Genomic DNA, 16202 nt, shown 5'->3' on the forward strand with positions numbered 1-16202 from the left:
TACCGGCGCTGCTTTATTTACCCGGGTCCTTCTGATTGGCGAACTGGTCGAACTCCACGTTGTAGACCTCATTGCCGATCTTTTCGACTTTGCGCACATAGACCGTCTGCACGATATCGCGGGTTTGCGGATCGATCGAGATCGGGCCGCGCGGGCTATTGAGCTTGATGGTCTTGAGGACCTCCATCGCCTTGTCGCCGTCGATTTTGCCATTCAGCTTGCGGACCACTTCATAGATCGCGGCCATGCCGTCATACGCCGCCACGGCCATGAAGTTCGGGCGGCCGCCATTCGGGTTGGTGGCCGCAAAACTCTTCAGGAAGGCGGCGTTCTCCGGCGACTTGTGCGCGGCCGAATAGTGGAAGGTGGTGATCACGCCCAAGGTGGAATCGCCCATCGCCGGCAGCACGTGATCGTCGGTCAGATCGCCGGTGGCGATGACCTTGATGCCCGCTTCGGCCAGGCCGCGTTCGCGATAGCCCTTCATGAAGGCGATGCTTTGCTCGCCGGCTGGCACGAAGATGAACACCGCATCCGGCTTGGCGTCCTTGATGCGCTGTATGTAGGGTGCGAACTCCGGATTGCGCAGCGGGACGCGGATCGATTCGGTGACCGTCCCGCCGCCCTTGACCAGTTCATTCTTGAACGCGGCCTCGGCATCGATGCCGGGACCGTAGTCCGCCACCAGGGTGACGACCTTCTTGATATTGTTCTTCACCGCCCACGTTGCCATCGGCGCCGAGACTTGCGGCAGCGTCATGGAAAAGCGGGCGATGTAGTTGGATTTGGTGGTGATGATCGACGTGGCCGCGTTCATGATGATCATCGGCTTCTTGGCCTGTTCGGCGATCGGCGCCACCGCCAACGCCTCCGGCGTCAGGCCGAAGCCGGCCAGGAAGTCGACCTTGTCGCGCACCACCAGCTCCTGCGCCAGGCGCTTGGCGATTTCCGGCGACGGGCCGGTGGTGTCCTTGACGATGATCTCGATCTTCTTGCCGGCGACCGTGGCGCCGTTCTGCGCCATGTAGGCTTTGATGCCGCCTTCCATTTGCTTGCCGTAGTCGGCGAAGGGGCCGGAGAACGCGGCGATCACGCCGACCTTGATGGTGTCCTGCGCGCGCGCCAGCGGCACGGCGGCCAGGGTGATGGCCGCAACTGTCGCAAGTGTCGCAATATTTACAAATTTTTTCATCGTCATGCCGGTCTCCTGTCTGGTTCTGTTTTTGTCTATGTGGGGCGATGCGAAGCGCCATGTCGCGACCATTTTAGTGTCGTTTTGTGGAGTCATCGCACCCGTTCTCTTTCTTGACAACGTCCCGCCACAATCATAGTATCCAATTTATGTGCGATTAACAACCTATTGTTCGATAATCGCACATCCAATAAAATAACAGGAGACAGTAATGAAAAACAGTATCCGTTGCGCCGTGGCGCTTCTGGCAGGCATGGGCGCATCCGCAGCGATGGCGCAATCCAACGTGACCGTGTATGGCCTGCTCGACACCGGCCTGGTTCACGTAACCAACGTCAATGCCGCCGGCGATTCCGTGACCAAGATGCCTTCGCTGACGGGCTCCTTCCCGTCGCGCATCGGCTTCCGCGGCGTCGAGGATCTGGGCGGCGGGCTGCAGGTGGTCTTCACGCTGGAATCGGGCCTGGCGCTCGATACCGGCACCAGCCAGCAGGGCAACCGCCTGTTCGGCCGCCAGGCATCGGTGGGGTTGAAAGGCGCCTTCGGCACCGTGACCCTGGGACGCCAGATCAACATGACTTACATCGCCGGCCAGAAGGCCGACGTGATGGGTCCGAACCTGTTCGCGATCGGCAGTATCGATCCGTATCTGCCGAACGCGCGCAGCGACAACGCCATTGGATACCTGGGCAACTTCAATAACTTCGTGGTGGGCGCCACCTATAGCACCGGGCGCGATACGTCGGCCGCCGGCGGTCCAGCGGCCACCGGCTGCGCCGGCGAGGTCGCGGGCAATTCGAAGGCCTGCCGCCAGGTCACCGCGTTGTTCGGCTACGAGTTACCTGCTTACGGCCTGAATGCGTCGTACGACATCCTGTACGGGAACACCGGTGCTGCCGCCGGCCTGACGAGCAGCGACAACAGCGACAAGCGCATCACCGTCAACGGCTACTTCAAGGTCGGCGAGGGCAAGATCGGCGCCGGCGTGGTGGATCGCACCACGCGCGCGGTGACGGGGCTGACGGAGTCGGATCTGTACTTCCTGGGGGCGAGCTATCCGGTCACGCCATTGACCACGCTGGATGCGCAGGTGGCCAAGCGCGACGTGAAGAACAGCAGCGCGGATGCGACCATGCTGGTGGCGCGCTTGACTTACTACTTCTCGAAGCGGACCGCCGTGTATGGCGGCATCGGCCGCATGAAAAACAGCGGTTTGTCGGCGATCGCGCTGGATGCCGGCGGCACCGTTGGCGTGGGCAAGACGCAGAATGGTGTGATGGGCGGCTTACGTCACAGCTTCTGACGCGGCATTGGCGGCTCGTGGCGGATTACGGCGTTCCGCCTAATCCGCCCTACGTGGAACCGTGGTATGCGTTGGCCGCTATTCAATCGTGAAGGCCCGTAATGTGGCACGCGGCGGGCGATCAATCGCGGAGACACGTAGGGCGGATTAGCGCAGCGTAATCCGCCATGCCGGCGTCACCACCGGCTTCCGGACAAATTACGGCAGCAGAATCGCCAACTCCTGCGCACCGCGCAGCAGCACCGGCAGGAACTCCTTCTCCAGCTGCTTGACGCTGACCCGGGCCGCTTGCGCGCCCACGTTCAGCGCCGCCAGCACCTGGCCGGAGGCGCCGCGCACCGGTACCGCGATCGAACGCAGGCCCAGTTCCAGCTCCTCGTCGTTGATCGCATAGCCGTCCCGCCGTACGTCGGCCAGGATTTCGCGCAGGCGCTTCTGGTTGACGACCGTGTTCTCGGTCATCGCACGCAGCTTGGTCTTGGCCAGATACTGCTCCAGCTCAGCGGGCGGCAGATGCGCGAGCATCACGCGGCCCAGCGAGGTGCAATAGGCCGGCAAACGGCTGCCCGTGTTGAGCGCCACCGACATCACCCGCGAGGTGGACGCACGCGCGACGTACAGCACCTCGCCGTCCTCCAACACCGCCATCGAACTCGATTCATTGAGCGTGCGGCTGATGTCGTTCAGGTAGGGCTGGGCCGACACCGTCAACGGCGTCGACGACAGGTAGGAGTAGCCAAGCGTGAGCACCTTGGGACGCAGCGAAAAATTATTCAGCTCGGCGTCCACATAACCCAGTTCGCGCAGCGTGTGCAGGCAGCGGCGTACCGCCGCGCGCGGGATGCCGGTTTTCTGGCTGATGTTGGCGATGGTCTGCGGCTTGCGCGAATCGCTGAAGGCCTGCACCACGGCCAGGCCGCGGGCGAGGGAAGTCATGAAACTGGGATCGGTCATCGCGTCGATCTGCTCGGCGATGGTCGGTTCGCGCTCATCATCCGCTTCGGCGGCGCGGGTTTCGGTGGTGGTGGCTTTTGACATGGCGTGATTTTAATGCAGACGGTGGATTTAATTGGCGTTTTTTCTTGACCACGGCATGCGCAAGTTCTACACTGGCTGTGCGGTAATCAATCATTAGTTCGATTATCGCACAAGACGAAAAATAAAACACATAAGTAAAACGACAAGCAGGCGACGAATCATCAAGGCAAAGATATGATCGATAAAACTTTTGAATCACTGGAGCGCGCGGTGGCCGACATCCACGACGGCGCGACCGTCATGATCGGCGGCTTCGGCAACGCGGGCATGCCATCGGCGCTGATCGACGCGCTGATCGCGCAGGGCGCGCGCGAACTCACCATCGTCAACAACAACGCCGGCAATGGTGAAACCGGACTGGCCGCGCTGCTCAAGGCCAAACGGGTGCGCAAGATCATCTGCTCGTTCCCGCGCCAGGCCGACTCCCAGCACTTCGACGCGTTGTACCGCGCCGGCGAGATCGAGCTGGAATTGACGCCGCAGGGGAATCTGGCGGAGCGCATCCGCGCCGCCGGCGCCGGCATCGGTGGCTTCTTCACGCCGACCGGCTACGGCACGCTGCTGGCCGAGGGCAAGGAGACGCGCCTGATCGACGGCCGCCATTACGTGCTGGAGTCGCCGATCCACGCCGACTTCGCGCTGATCAAGGCGCTGCAGGGCGATCGTTGGGGTAATCTGGTCTACCGCAAGACCGCGCGCAACTTCGGCCCGATCATGGCGATGGCGGCCAAGGTGGCGATCGCGCAGGTGCGCAAGGTGGTGCCGCTGGGCGAACTCGATCCCGAAGTGATCGTCACGCCGGGTATCTTCGTTCAACGCGTGGTGCAGGAGGCGGCGTGAGTAACATTAATAACCGATATAGCCGCGACCAGATCGCGGCCCGCGTGGCGCAGGACATTCCCGAAGGCGCCTACGTCAACCTGGGCATCGGCTTGCCGACCAAGGTCGCCAATTACCTGCCGTCCGAGCGCGAGGTATTCCTGCACAGCGAGAACGGCCTGCTGGGCATGGGACCAGCGCCCGCGCCGGGCGAAGAGGATGAAGACCTGATCAACGCCGGCAAGCAGCCGGTCACCCTGCTGACAGGGGGAGCCTACTTTCACCATGGCGATTCTTTCGCGATGATGCGTGGCGGCCATCTGGACGTCTGCGTGCTGGGCGCCTTCCAGGTGTCCGAGCACGGCGACCTGGCCAACTGGCATACCGGCGCGCCGGATGCGATACCGGCCGTCGGCGGTGCGATGGATCTGGCGATCGGCGCCAAGCAGGTGTTCGTGATGATGGACCATCTGACCAAGACCGGCGAGAGCAAGATCGTCGACCAGTGCACCTATCCGCTGACGGGCGTCGCCTGCGTCAACCGCATCTATACTGACATGGCCGTGCTGGATGTGACGCCCGACGGTCTGGCGGTGCGCGAGATGGCGCCCGGATTGACCTTTGAAGAGTTGCAGGCCGCCACCGGCACCAAGCTGCTGCCGCCAGCCATCGCCAACAACAGAATTTAATACGAGGATCGAAAAATGAACGAAGCATATATCTGCGACGCGATCCGCACCCCGATCGGCCGTTACGGCGGCGCGCTGAAGGACGTGCGTGCCGACGACCTGGGCGCGGTGCCGCTGCGCGAACTGATGAAGCGCAATCCAGGCGTGCAGTGGGACCAGGTGGACGACGTGATCTACGGCTGCGCCAACCAGGCGGGCGAGGATAACCGCAACGTCGCGCGCATGTCGGCGCTGCTGGCCGGGCTGCCGGAGCAGGTGCCCGGCACCACCTTGAACCGTCTTTGCGGCTCCGGCATGGATGCCGTGGGCACGGCCGCGCGCGCGATCCAGGCCGGCGACGCCTGCCTGATGATCGCCGGCGGCGTCGAATCGATGACGCGCGCGCCTTTCGTAATGGGCAAGGCCGATTCGGCTTTCTCGCGCAGCGCCTCGCTGCAGGATACGACGATGGGCTGGCGCTTCGTCAACAAGAAGATAAAGGAAGCCTACGGCACCGACACGATGCCGGAGACGGCGGAAAACGTCGCCCAGGATTTCAGCGTCAGCCGCTTGGACCAGGATGCGTTCGCGTTGGCGAGCCAGGAGCGGGCCGCGACCGCGATCGCCGCTGGCGTTTTCGAGCGCGAGATCGTGCCGGTGTCGATCCCGCAGAAGAAAGGGGACCCTGTCGTCTTCGCGCAGGACGAGCATCCGCGCGCGACGACCATGGAAGCGCTGGCCAAGCTGAAAGGCGTGGTGCGTCCCGAAGGCAGCGTCACCGCCGGTAACGCCTCCGGCATCAACGACGGCGCCTGCGCGCTGTTGATCGCCAGTGGCGACGCCATGCAAAAGCACGGCCTCAAGCCGCTCGCGCGCATCGTCGGCATGGCCACCGCCGGCGTGGCGCCACGCGTGATGGGCATCGGCCCGGTACCGGCGGTGCAAAAGCTGCTGCGCCAGACCGGGCTGACCCTGGAACAGATGGACCTGATCGAATTGAACGAAGCATTCGCCGCACAAGGCCTGGCCGTGCTGCGCGAACTGGGTTTGAATGCCGACGATCCGCGTGTGAACCCCAACGGTGGCGCGATCGCCCTGGGCCATCCGCTGGGCATGAGCGGCGCGCGCCTGGTCACCACCGCCACCTATCAGCTCCATCGCAGCGGCGGCCGCTACGCGCTGTGCACCATGTGCATCGGCGTGGGGCAGGGCATCGCGATGATCATCGAAAGGGTGTAAAGCCGCTGTGATTTAATGTAATTCCAAGTGCAGGAGACAAAATGAACAAGCAAAAAAACGGCGTCAATGAGCGCCTTGCGTATCGCCGGAGGCAGCCATGCTAGGAAATCTCGCCGGCGTGCTGTTTGACGGCATCGCCTATGGCAGCCTCCTTTTCCTCATCAGCGTCGGCCTGTCGGTCACGATGGGGATGATGAACTTTATTAACCTGGCCCACGGCGCGTTCGCCATGCTGGGCGGGTATGTCAGCGTGATGCTGCTGTCACGCCTTGGCGTGCCGTTCCTGGCGTCGCTGCCGCTGGCGTTCATCGCCTCCGCCGTGGTGGGGCTGGTGCTGGAGCGGACGCTGTATCGCCGCCTGTACAAGGCCAGTCACCTCGATCAGGTGCTGTTCTCCATCGGCCTGACCTTCATGTCCGTGGCCGCTGCCACCTTCTTCTTCGGACCAACGCAGCAGCCGGTCACCTTGCCGGCCTGGCTGCATGGACAGGTATCGCTGTTTGGCCTCGATGTGGGCGCCTACAGGCTGTTCCTGATCGGTATCGTGGTATTGATCACCATCGCGCTTGGACTGCTGATCGAGCGCACCCGCTTCGGCGCGCAGATCCGCGCTTCGGTCGACAATCAAACCGCGTCGGCGGGCCTTGGCATCAACGTCAGCCTGGTGTTCAGCCTGACCTTCGCGCTGGGTTCCGGCCTGGCCGGCCTGGGTGGCGGCCTTGGCATCGACGTGCTGGGCCTCGATCCGACCTTCCCGATCAAATACATGGTCTACTTCCTGCTCGTCGTGGCGGTGGGCGGCGCCGGCACCATCAAGGGGCCGTTGCTGGCAGCGCTGATACTGGGCGTGTTCGACGTCGCCGGCAAATACTATGTGCCTGAAATCGGCGCCTTCGTCATCTACGCGCTGATGGTGGTGCTGTTGATCGTCTTCCCCGCTGGCCTGGTGCGGAGGAAAGCATGAACGCCTTTACCGAAACCGCAACTGCTCCCATCGCAAAGACCGTCATGACGCCACTACAGAAACGCCAACTGAACCTGCCGAACGACCGCTGGAAGCCGCTGGAAATCGTCTTCTGGCTGATGCCGGTGGCCGCGTACTTCTTCTTCCCCGGCTATCTGGTGCTGATCAGCCAGATCATGATCATCGGCTTGTTCGCGCTGTCGCTGGATCTGATCCTGGGCTACGCCGGCATCGTCTCGCTGGGACATGCAGCCTTCTTCGGCCTGGGCGCCTACACCGCCGGTTTGCTGGCGGTGCATGGCTGGGGCGAGCCGCTGAGCGGCCTGCTGGCCGGCGCGGTGGTGGCGGGCGTGTTCGGCTTCGTCACATCGTTCCTCGTCGTGCGCGGCCAGGATTTGACGCGGTTGATGGTCACCATGGGCATCTGCCTGATGCTGCACGAAGCGGCCAACAAGGCGTCCTTTATCACCGGCGGCGTCGATGGCCTGTCCGGCATGATGGTCGGTAAGCTGTTCGGTGTGTTCGAATTCGATTTGAACGGAACGGTGGCCTTCTGGTACAGCTTTGCTGTGCTGTTCATTCTGTTCGTGGTGCTCCGCCGCGTGGTCAAGTCACCGTTCGGTTTGAGCCTGATCGGCATCCGTGAAGGCGTGCGCCGCATGCCTTCGCTGGGCGTCAACGTCAATCGCCGCCTGATCGCCATCTTCACCGCCGCCGCTGCCATCGCCGGCGTGGCCGGCGCGCTGCTGGCGCAGACGACGCAGTTTGTCGGACTCGATGCGCTGGGCTTCCCGCGCTCGGCCGAACTGCTGATCATGCTGGTGCTGGGCGGGACCGGGCGCCTTTACGGCGCGCTGATCGGCGCCGCCGTGTTCATGGTGGCGCAGGACTATATCGCCGGCCTGAATCCGGCCTACTGGCAGTTCTATATCGGCCTGCTGCTGGTGCTCATCGTGCTGTTCGCGCGCGGCGGCATCCTGGGTGGCCTGGAGAAGATCGCCCAGCGTTTCAAACCATCCCGTAAGGAGCAGGCATGAGCCAGGACACCACACTGCGCACCGAAGGCCTGAGCAAGCGCTGGGGCGGATTCGTCGCCAACAGCGATGTGACGTTGACCTTCGAGCCGGGCGCGCGCCACGCGCTCATCGGCCCTAACGGCGCCGGCAAAACCACCTTCATCAATCTGCTGACCGGCGGCTTCATGCCCAGCAGCGGCAAGGTTTATCTGGGCGGCGAAGACATCACCAATCTGCCGCAGCACGAGCGGGTACATCGCGGCATGACGCGCACCTTCCAGCTCAACACCCTGTTCGCGGGGATGACGGTGCTGGAATCGGTGGCGCTGGCCATCAGCGAGCGTCGCGGCTTGCAGTCGGTTTGGTACAAGACGGTGGAAAACCATTCGGACGTCATCGACGAGGCGATGGAGCTGCTGGCCACCTTGAAACTGACCGACCAGGCCAACAGCATCACCCGCAGCATGGCCTACGGCAAACAGCGGCTGGTGGAGATAGCGCTTGCGCTGGCGACCAAGCCGCGCATCCTGCTGCTGGACGAACCTGCGGCCGGCATCCCTTCGGCCGAAAGCAAGGAGCTGTTCGAAGTGCTGACGCAACTGCCGCGCGATGTGACGGTGCTCTTCATCGAACACGATATGGGGCTGGTGTTCCGCTTCGCCGACCGCATCACGGTCATGGTGGGCGGGAAGGTGCTGACCGAGGGCACGCCGGAGGAAATCGCGGCGGACCCGCGAGTGAAGGAAGTGTATCTGGGGGAGGCCGAACATGCGTGAGTTACTGGCGCTCGATAAAGTCACCGCCGGCTACGGCGAGTCTATCGTGCTGGAAGATGTGTCTTTTACGATGAATGAAGGCGACAGCCTGGCGCTGTTGGGCCGCAATGGCGTGGGCAAAACCAGCCTGCTGGTGACGTTGATGGGATTGACTCGGCTGCACGGCGGCGGCATCCGCTGGGACGGCAACGACATCGCGCGCATGCCGACGCACAAGCGCTCGCGCTCGGGCCTGGGCTGGGTGCCGCAGGAACGCCATATGTTCCCGTCGCTGACGGTGGAGGAGCACTTGACCGTGGTCGCCCGTCCGGGTCCGTGGAATTTGCAGAAGGTGTATCAGATCTTCCCGCGCCTGTTCGAGCGCCGCACCAACATGGGCAACCAGTTGTCCGGCGGCGAGCAACAGATGGTGGCGATCGCGCGCGCGCTGATGACCAATCCGCGCATCCTGCTGCTGGACGAGCCGATGGAGGGCCTGGCGCCGATCATCGTGCAGGAGCTGGTGCGGGTGATCCGCAAGCTGGTGGAGGAGGAGGGCATGTCAGTGATCGTGGTGGAGCAGCATGCGCGTCTGGCGCTGTCGCTGACCAAGCGCGCCATCGTGCTCGATCGCGGCCGCATCGTTCATGACTCGGACAGCGCCAGCCTGCTGGCCGACGGCGACAAGCTCGATAAGCTGGTGTCGGTGGCCTAAAGCGAGAAGGCACCCTGTGTGCTTTCACCTATGCGCTTGCGTCACCTCTTAGGGGTCGGACCCGCATGGGTCCGACCCCGGTCGGCCTTGCGGGTTATTCTTATTTCTTGTAGATGCCGACGCCGACGGTGTACTTGCCGGCCGCCAGTCGGATGTAGGAGGTCTTTGGTTCCAGGGCCTTGGTCACCGGATTGACCCAGGTGTAATCGACCCAACCTGGTTTGTTCGACATCGCGACGTCGAGCATATCCTTGGTGAAGCGCTTGCCGTTGGCGTCCTTCAGTTCCGACATGTCCTTGCCGTTCATTTTCGGATTGGCGGCGTGGCAGGTCATCTTCATTTTCTCGTCCTGGACGAAGACGTACAACTCGCCCTGGATGTAGCCTCCCTTGGGATCGGCAAAGTCCTTGCAGGCTTCTTCCGCGCCCTTTTTCTCGATGTTGGCGACGGCCTTGTCGACCAGTGCGATCACTTCCGCCTTGGATGCGTTCTGCGCGAACGCCGGCAGCGCGGCGGCCAGCATGATGACCGCCAGCGAAGGGACGAGGGTGGATGATTTCATGTTGTCTCCTGTCTTGTTATGGATTGTTTTCCGGTGTTCCGGTACAAACCATGTTAGCGCAACAGGTGTTTGCTTGACAGGAGGAAATGCGATTAGAGGTCGAGATACAACACTGGCGTAAGCGATCGCGAAACGCACGGCATGAAGCAGGCATTGGCCTGCTTTTCCGCGTCGCTCAACACCGAGTCGAGATGTTCGGGCCGGCCGTCCAGTACAACGGTGCGGCAGGTGCCGCAGACGCCGACTTCGCACGAGCAGTCGATCGCGATGCCGGCATCGTGCAGGCACGCGAGCGCACTGCTACCGGCGCGGACGTCTACGTCGCGCCCGGAGCGCACCAGCCGCAAGGTGAAAGGCGCCTCTCCCGCAGCCGGCGATGGAGCGCCGAACGATTCCTTGTGTACCGAATTGGCCCCGAAGCGCGCCGCGCCCAAAGCGATGACTGCGTCCATGAACGGGGCGGGACCGCATGTGTAGACTGTGGTTTCCGATACAGGTGCGGCCCGCATCATGGCCTCCATTCGGGCCGCGTTGTCCTGTGGCGTCAGGCCCGCGACCACGACGACGTGGGCGGCCAGTGGGCCGTTCTCCAATTCATCCATGAAGGCAATCGCTTCTTCGCCGCGAACGAAGTACGCCAGCTGGAAAGGCCGGCCGGCGCGCTGCAACGCGTAAGCCATCGACAGCAGTGGCGTGATGCCGATGCCGCCGGCGAACAGCAGGTGCATGCCTGTCGAAGGCCGCAGCGAGAAGGCATTGCGCGGCTGGCCTAGCGTTAGCGTACGGCCTTCGGCAGCCTGCTGATGCAACCACTCGGAGCCGCCGCGCGAGTTCGGATCGCGCCTGACTGCAATTCGGTAGCTGTCGCTTGAGGGCTGGCGGCAGCATAGCGAGTATTGCCGTGTCATGCCATTGCCAAGGGTGACGTCGATATGTGCCCCAGCTTCGTATCGCGGGAGCATTGAGGCGTCGGCGGCGCGCAGTTCGAAGATGCGGACGTCCCCGCAGTCCTCGATCGAAGTGATGATCGCTTCCATCCTTGTCACGCCTGTTCGGCGATGTGCAGCGCGATGATGCGGCGGGCGCGATTGGCCCCGGCGTCGACATGGATGTCCACCATCGGCGCATCGGAGAACTGCTGCATGTTGCGATACTGCGCCTCGATGATCACGCGGTCCTCCTCGAAGGTTTGCTCGGTCTGGCGGTAGACCAGTTCCGCGTTGTCCGGCTGGTCTGGATGGGCGGAGCTGGCCATGGTCCAGAAGTAGTGCGAGGTGGTGTCCGTCTCCGGCGTGATGCCGTGGAAGCCGCGCATATGGAAACCGCCGCGCAGCGGATCGTCGAGCGGTTCGGCGCCGGCATCGACGGCGCCGGTGAAGATCTGCAAATGGCTACCTTTGAAGTCGATCTCCTGCCAACGGTCGATCGCGCCCTTGAACGGCCAGGCGGCGGAGTAGGTGGCCGGCGGCTGCGAGGCTTTCATCCATCGCACCACGCGCACATTGTCGCCCTCGGAAGTCACCGTGGTCGGCGCTTCCATGTGGGTGCGGGCGTTGCCGCCGATGGTTTTGCCGTGCACGTAGCCGACGTGGCTGAGGTCCAGCAGGTTGTCGTGGATTAGCTGATACGGCGCCTGGTAGTGGAAGGCGCCGCCCTTGTAGCGGTAGCGCGGATCGTCGTGCGCGGGCACCTCGGGTGGAGGGCTCGGCGGCTGGCTGTCGGCATCGGCGCCGAACCAGATCCAGATCACCTGGTTGCGTACCGCCGACGTATAGGCCTTGACCTTGGCCTTGCCGGGGATTTTCACCTGGCCCGGAATCTCGATGCAGACGCCGCTGGGCGCATACAGCAGGCCGTGGTAGCCGCAGCGGATGCCGCCGCCGTCGATGGAACCGCAGGAGAGTGGGACGCTGCGGTGGCAGCAGCGATCCTCCAACGCGGCGATCTCGCCGGCGGCGGTGCGGAACAAAACGATGGGCTGATTGAGTAGCGTGCGCGCCAGTGGTTTGTCCTGCAACTCCCACGCGAAGCCCGCGACGTACCATTGATTCAGAGGGAACATGACTTTACTCCTGTGGATTGATTTAGTTGGGTTTGGCGGGATCGCGCACGCCGTCGTAGCGGTCTATCTCGACGGCGCCGTAGCGGCCGTCGGCCAGCTTGTCGATGCGGCGTATGTAGATCGTCTGGACGATGTCGTTGGTTTTGTCGTCGATGCTGACCGTGCCGCGCGGGCTTGCGGCCTTATAGCCTTTTAGCGCGGCCATGAAAGTAGGGCCGTCGGCGTTGCCTTTGGTGCGGGTCAGGGTGGCAGCGATCAAGGCCATGCCGTCATAGGCGGATGCGGCCTGGAAGTTGGGCTTGAAACGGCCGTTGACGGTCTTGGCGAATGCCGCCGTGAAGGCGGCGTTGTCGGCGCCGGGACGGAACGACGAGTAGAAACCGGCGGTGTAGATACCGTTCATCGCCTCGCCGGCGGCGTTCAACACGTCTTCGTCGGCCCAGCCTTCGCCGCCAAGGAAGCGGATACCGGCTTTATCCAGCCCTTTCTCTTTGTAAGCCTTCATGAACGAGACCATGGGCTGGCCGTTGGGCAGGAAGACGTGGATGGCGTCCGGCTTGGCGTCCTTGATGCGTTGCAGGTAGGCGCTGAAGTCGATGGTGGTCAGCGGCACTTTGACGCTGTCGACGATGGTGCCACCAAGCGCGGTGAAGCTGCTGCTGAACCAGGTGTGCGCGTCATGCCCCGGCGCGTAGTCCGCGACGATGGAGAACACGCGGCGCGAGCCGGTCTTGTAAGCCCATTCGGCCAGCGGCTTGACCGACTGTGCGATGGTGTAGGAGGTGCGCGTGATGTACGGCGATCGGGTGGTAATGGTCGACGCGGCGGCATTCATGACCACCATCGGTTTCTTTGCGCGGTCCGCCACGGCGGCCGCCGACATGGCGTTGGGCGTGAAAACGAAACCTGCGAGGATGTCGACTTTGTCGCGGCTGATTAATTCGGTCGCCAGGCGCTTGGCGACATCGGCCTGGGCGCCCGTATCGTCCTTGTAAATGACTTCCAGCTTCCTGCCGGCGACGGTGTCGCCGTTCATGCGCAGCCAGGTATCGATACCGGCCTTCATTTGCTCGCCGCTAGGCGCTGCCACACCGCTCAGCGAGGTGATGACGCCGATGCGCACCGGCTGCGTTTCCGCCGCATGACTGTGCAAAGAGATGGATAGCAGGGCGCCCGCCAGCGCAAGTCGAATGCGATACATGGTTGTCTCCGTTGTGGTTGTTTTACGGCTTTGTTGTGAGGCTATGATCACGCAAGTAGTCGTATTTGAAAATAGAATTTACTGCATAATGTTTATGCGATTTTCAAATTGAGGTGGGAGACAAAAACATGGCGGCATTCGATCTGAACCTGTTGCCGGTGGCGCTGGCCATCCATGAGGAGCGCAGTGTCAGCGGCGCGGCGCGCAAGCTTGGTATGAGCCAGCCGGCCGTCAGCGTGGCGCTGAATAAATTGCGCAAGGCCCTTGGCGATCCTCTGTTCATCCGTACGGCGCACGGGATGGAGCCGACGCCGCGCGCACTGGCTTTGGTCAGTCCCACCAGGGATATCCTGCAGCGGCTCGAGACCGGGGTGCTGGCCAGCGTGCAGTTCGATCCCGCCACCACCGAGCGCAAATTCACGGTGGCGCTGTCGGATATCGGCGAGATGACTTTTTTACCAAGGTTGCTCGACCGCTTGAGGCGGGACGCCCCGGGCGCCAGCATCTGTTCCGTGACGATGCCGCCGCGCGAGTTGGCGCTGGCGCTGGAGCAGGGCGATGTCGACCTGGCGGTCGGCTATTTTCCGGATCTGAAGAACCGGAATTTTTTCCAGCAGCGCTTGTTCTCGCACTCATTCGTTTGTCTCCTCAGCTCCGTGCATCATCAGCGCCGCCGGACGCTGAGCATGAAGCAGTTCCTGGAGATGGGCCACGCGGTGATACGCGCCGAAGGCCGCAGCCAGGAATTGTTCGAGCAGTTCCTGATACGCCGGCGGATACGTCGCCGCGTGGTGCTGGAGACGCCGCACTTCATGTCGATTCCGTTTTTGATCTCGGCCGGCGACCTGGTGGCGACGGTGCCGCGCGCGGTGGGGGAGAGCTTCGCGCAGTTCGCCGCCATCAAGTTGATGGAACCGCCGATGGAGATACCGCGATTCGATCTGAAGCAATATTGGCACCGCAAGTTCGCCAAGGACGGCGCCAACGCGTGGCTGCGTTCACTGATCGTGGAGCTGTTCGCCGACTAATTGTGCAAATGCGCTTTGACCATCTGAATTTCCGAATAGAGTTTATACTTGTAAAAAAAGTAATTTTACGACTCCGGCTTGCCCAAGCCGCTACCCACCAAGAATAGAAAGTTAAAGTCCCCGTATGAATTATGACCCGCTGTCCGAAGTTATTGATGCGCCTATCGAGGTTGATGAATCGACGGTGATAAAGTTACACATCTTGAAAGCGGTAGAAAAGTTTGCTTCCCTTCCCGGAGAAAATACGGCTGCAGAGAAGGCTCGCCTGTCAACGGTTCTCAACGACTTGCTGGGTCGATTGATAAGTGGGATTGAGGCCAATCCAACAAAGCTATGGGTTCTCACCGAATTCCAACGCTCGCTAAAACTGGTTGAGGGCGAGGATACCGAAGGGCGCGAGCATTTTGGCACTGAACTGGAATCCATAATGGACGTTTTAGATATCGAAAGTTCCGATGGTCTACTTAGTGCCCACCTCGGTGGAATTTGACGGCGAACGGTCAGAAGCGGACGTCTCCTCAGCAGAAACTAGACGAAATTATGCAACTGTCATAACGTTGTCGCATGTTTGCCGTGTTTTTGCCGTAACTGATTCGTGGCGGTTTCTGAAGGTTTCAGGAATTATGCAAATGCCTCTCATAAACAATGTCCTTGAATAGCACAAAAATGAATATCAACTCCGCGTTAGTTAAGCAACTTAGGTCAGAGAAGTTCTGGTCGCAGGAGGAACTGGCAAGTAAGTCAGGTCTAAACCTGCGAACGGTGCAGCGAATCGAGAAGGAGGCCACGGCTTCGCTGCAATCGAAGAAGGCGCTGGCCGGAGCATTTGGAGTTGCTGTCAAGAACCTTGAATACCAGGAATCGTTATCTATGCAAACTTACGAATACAAGACTCTGGACATTGAGTGGAAGCAAGGTTTTTTATCCAGCCTCAAAACGCCTCAGCTGCCCGACCTTACGCCGACCCTGAACAGAGAGGGCCTGGAGGGCTGGCGTTTGGTACAGGTCGTTTTACCTGATCTTTTATTCGGGGGGAAATCCGTAGAGAAAGTGGTAGCAATCTTTGAACGACCGATATCTACGTGAACGGCAGCTCCGGGGGCGAAGCCGCCGCGCTCGATGCCGATGCGCCGGAGGGTACAGTCAACGGCGCCCGGCTTTGCTCATTGTTCTCCTGCACCAGCTTTGTCAACAATTCCATGAACTTCAGCTGCTCCTCGCTGCTCAGCGGCGCCAGAAGACGGCGGCGCAGGCGTTGCGCGCCAGGGATCATATCGTCCAGCAGCTGTTGTCCCGCGCGGGTAATGGTCAGCGCGCGCTGGCGGCGGTTGGTCGGAATGACCTTGCGTTCCAGCAGACCTTTTTCCTCCAGCCGCGCGCACACGGTCGCACCGGTGGAGGTGTCGATGCCGCTGCTGGACGACAGCGAGACCTGGTCGATGCCCGGATTGCCGGCCAGGTTGCGCAGCATCGCGTACTGCACCGGCGTCAGTTCGCCGCCCATCTCGTCGTAGAAAATCGACACCGATATCTGCTGCGCGCGGCGCAGCAAGTGCCCGGGATGTTCGTATAAATTGGTCAAAGTGCTTTCGGTTTCTGGCATGGCGTATCTCTGCTTGTGCGGCGCAATACGAAAAGAA

At 61.9% G+C, this 16202-nt stretch carries 18 protein-coding genes; 11 read left to right on the top strand and 7 right to left on the bottom strand.

Annotated features, from left to right (window positions below; all coding sequences use genetic code 11):
* Nucleotides 1-13: 13 nt before the first annotated feature.
* A complete protein-coding gene (locus NHH88_13125; GenBank protein ID USX16662.1) occupies nt 14-1198 on the bottom strand; it encodes an ABC transporter substrate-binding protein in 1185 nt (394 codons plus the stop codon).
* 205 nt (nt 1199-1403) lie between these two features.
* Here NHH88_13125 and NHH88_13130 point away from each other — a divergent pair, with 205 nt between their 5' ends.
* Complete coding sequence (locus NHH88_13130; protein USX16663.1) at nt 1404-2495, top strand: porin; 1092 nt, start codon at nt 1404-1406, stop codon at nt 2493-2495.
* A gap of 198 nt (nt 2496-2693) precedes the next feature.
* Here the strand turns inward: NHH88_13130 and NHH88_13135 are convergent, their stop codons facing one another.
* Entirely contained in the window at nt 2694-3533 is an 840-nt protein-coding gene (locus tag NHH88_13135) for a helix-turn-helix domain-containing protein (protein ID USX16664.1), read from the bottom strand.
* Between the two features lie 174 nt (nt 3534-3707).
* Here NHH88_13135 and NHH88_13140 point away from each other — a divergent pair, with 174 nt between their 5' ends.
* From NHH88_13140 to NHH88_13170, 7 genes are all read left to right on the top strand, one after another.
* A complete protein-coding gene (locus NHH88_13140; GenBank protein ID USX16665.1) occupies nt 3708-4373 on the top strand; it encodes a 3-oxoacid CoA-transferase subunit A in 666 nt (221 codons plus the stop codon).
* Between the two features lie 5 nt (nt 4374-4378).
* Nucleotides 4379-5041, top strand: coding sequence for a CoA transferase subunit B (locus tag NHH88_13145; GenBank protein ID USX17337.1), 663 nt, complete (start codon nt 4379-4381; stop codon nt 5039-5041).
* 15 nt (nt 5042-5056) lie between these two features.
* Nucleotides 5057-6259 carry a 3-oxoadipyl-CoA thiolase gene (gene pcaF, locus NHH88_13150; GenBank protein ID USX16666.1) on the top strand — a complete coding sequence of 401 codons (1203 nt, stop codon included), beginning with the start codon at nt 5057-5059 and terminating at the stop codon, nt 6257-6259.
* A gap of 97 nt (nt 6260-6356) precedes the next feature.
* Entirely contained in the window at nt 6357-7223 is an 867-nt protein-coding gene (locus tag NHH88_13155) for a branched-chain amino acid ABC transporter permease (GenBank protein ID USX16667.1), read from the top strand.
* Between the two features lie 44 nt (nt 7224-7267).
* A complete protein-coding gene (locus NHH88_13160; protein USX17338.1) occupies nt 7268-8260 on the top strand; it encodes a branched-chain amino acid ABC transporter permease in 993 nt (330 codons plus the stop codon).
* Nucleotides 8257-9015, top strand: a complete 759-nt coding sequence (locus NHH88_13165) for an ABC transporter ATP-binding protein (protein USX16668.1) — start codon at nt 8257-8259, stop codon at nt 9013-9015. The genes NHH88_13160 and NHH88_13165 overlap by 4 nt, the downstream gene beginning before the upstream one ends.
* Complete coding sequence (locus NHH88_13170; GenBank protein USX16669.1) at nt 9008-9709, top strand: ABC transporter ATP-binding protein; 702 nt, start codon at nt 9008-9010, stop codon at nt 9707-9709. Before NHH88_13165 ends, NHH88_13170 begins: the two co-directional genes overlap by 8 nt.
* Nucleotides 9710-9809: 100 nt before the next feature.
* Here NHH88_13170 and NHH88_13175 read toward each other — a convergent pair whose 3' ends face one another.
* From NHH88_13175 to NHH88_13190, 4 genes are all read right to left on the bottom strand, one after another.
* A complete protein-coding gene (locus NHH88_13175) occupies nt 9810-10271 on the bottom strand; it encodes a cache domain-containing protein (GenBank protein USX16670.1) in 462 nt (153 codons plus the stop codon).
* A gap of 92 nt (nt 10272-10363) precedes the next feature.
* Nucleotides 10364-11308: a PDR/VanB family oxidoreductase gene (locus tag NHH88_13180; protein ID USX16671.1), complete on the bottom strand. Its 945-nt coding sequence runs from the start codon at nt 11306-11308 to the stop codon at nt 10364-10366.
* 5 nt (nt 11309-11313) lie between these two features.
* Complete coding sequence (locus NHH88_13185) at nt 11314-12333, bottom strand: aromatic ring-hydroxylating dioxygenase subunit alpha (protein ID USX16672.1); 1020 nt, start codon at nt 12331-12333, stop codon at nt 11314-11316.
* Between the two features lie 22 nt (nt 12334-12355).
* Nucleotides 12356-13534 carry an ABC transporter substrate-binding protein gene (locus tag NHH88_13190; protein ID USX16673.1) on the bottom strand — a complete coding sequence of 393 codons (1179 nt, stop codon included), beginning with the start codon at nt 13532-13534 and terminating at the stop codon, nt 12356-12358.
* 128 nt (nt 13535-13662) lie between these two features.
* On the opposite strand from NHH88_13190, the gene NHH88_13195 reads away from it, so the two are divergent.
* The 3 genes from NHH88_13195 to NHH88_13205 all read left to right on the top strand — a co-directional run bounded on the left by NHH88_13195 (nt 13663) and on the right by NHH88_13205 (nt 15648).
* Entirely contained in the window at nt 13663-14562 is a 900-nt protein-coding gene (locus NHH88_13195) for a LysR family transcriptional regulator (GenBank protein ID USX16674.1), read from the top strand.
* Between the two features lie 124 nt (nt 14563-14686).
* The gene (locus NHH88_13200; GenBank protein USX16675.1) at nt 14687-15052 is read left to right on the top strand and encodes a DUF4844 domain-containing protein; all 366 of its coding nucleotides are present in this window, start codon (nt 14687-14689) and stop codon (nt 15050-15052) included.
* A gap of 176 nt (nt 15053-15228) precedes the next feature.
* Nucleotides 15229-15648 carry a DUF4177 domain-containing protein gene (locus NHH88_13205; GenBank protein USX16676.1) on the top strand — a complete coding sequence of 140 codons (420 nt, stop codon included), beginning with the start codon at nt 15229-15231 and terminating at the stop codon, nt 15646-15648.
* Here the strand turns inward: NHH88_13205 and NHH88_13210 are convergent.
* Nucleotides 15641-16165: a MarR family transcriptional regulator gene (locus NHH88_13210; GenBank protein ID USX16677.1), complete on the bottom strand. Its 525-nt coding sequence runs from the start codon at nt 16163-16165 to the stop codon at nt 15641-15643. The two genes, NHH88_13205 and NHH88_13210, sit on opposite strands and share 8 nt — an antisense overlap.
* Nucleotides 16166-16202: the final 37 nt, after the last annotated feature.

This window comes from Oxalobacteraceae bacterium OTU3CAMAD1, from assembly GCA_024123915.1.
GTDB lineage: Bacteria > Pseudomonadota > Gammaproteobacteria > Burkholderiales > Burkholderiaceae_D > Rugamonas.

Excerpts from the sequence above, each read along its gene's own strand:
- NHH88_13140 (USX16665.1), top strand. The coding sequence starts at position 3,708 with ATGATCGATAAAACTTTTGAATCACTGGAGCGCGCGGTGGCCGACATC.
- NHH88_13130 (USX16663.1), top strand. The coding sequence starts at position 1,404 with ATGAAAAACAGTATCCGTTGCGCCGTGGCGCTTCTGGCAGGCATGGGC.
- NHH88_13190 (USX16673.1), bottom strand. The coding sequence starts at position 13,534 with ATGTATCGCATTCGACTTGCGCTGGCGGGCGCCCTGCTATCCATCTCT.
- NHH88_13155 (USX16667.1), top strand. The coding sequence starts at position 6,357 with ATGCTAGGAAATCTCGCCGGCGTGCTGTTTGACGGCATCGCCTATGGC.
- NHH88_13195 (USX16674.1), top strand. The coding sequence starts at position 13,663 with ATGGCGGCATTCGATCTGAACCTGTTGCCGGTGGCGCTGGCCATCCAT.
- NHH88_13210 (USX16677.1), bottom strand. The coding sequence starts at position 16,165 with ATGCCAGAAACCGAAAGCACTTTGACCAATTTATACGAACATCCCGGG.
- NHH88_13125 (USX16662.1), bottom strand. The coding sequence starts at position 1,198 with ATGACGATGAAAAAATTTGTAAATATTGCGACACTTGCGACAGTTGCG.
- NHH88_13160 (USX17338.1), top strand. The coding sequence starts at position 7,268 with ATGACGCCACTACAGAAACGCCAACTGAACCTGCCGAACGACCGCTGG.
- pcaF (USX16666.1), top strand. The coding sequence starts at position 5,057 with ATGAACGAAGCATATATCTGCGACGCGATCCGCACCCCGATCGGCCGT.
- NHH88_13135 (USX16664.1), bottom strand. The coding sequence starts at position 3,533 with ATGTCAAAAGCCACCACCACCGAAACCCGCGCCGCCGAAGCGGATGAT.
- NHH88_13200 (USX16675.1), top strand. The coding sequence starts at position 14,687 with ATGAATTATGACCCGCTGTCCGAAGTTATTGATGCGCCTATCGAGGTT.
- NHH88_13175 (USX16670.1), bottom strand. The coding sequence starts at position 10,271 with ATGAAATCATCCACCCTCGTCCCTTCGCTGGCGGTCATCATGCTGGCC.
- NHH88_13180 (USX16671.1), bottom strand. The coding sequence starts at position 11,308 with ATGGAAGCGATCATCACTTCGATCGAGGACTGCGGGGACGTCCGCATC.
- NHH88_13205 (USX16676.1), top strand. The coding sequence starts at position 15,229 with ATGAATATCAACTCCGCGTTAGTTAAGCAACTTAGGTCAGAGAAGTTC.
- NHH88_13170 (USX16669.1), top strand. The coding sequence starts at position 9,008 with ATGCGTGAGTTACTGGCGCTCGATAAAGTCACCGCCGGCTACGGCGAG.
- NHH88_13165 (USX16668.1), top strand. The coding sequence starts at position 8,257 with ATGAGCCAGGACACCACACTGCGCACCGAAGGCCTGAGCAAGCGCTGG.
- NHH88_13185 (USX16672.1), bottom strand. The coding sequence starts at position 12,333 with ATGTTCCCTCTGAATCAATGGTACGTCGCGGGCTTCGCGTGGGAGTTG.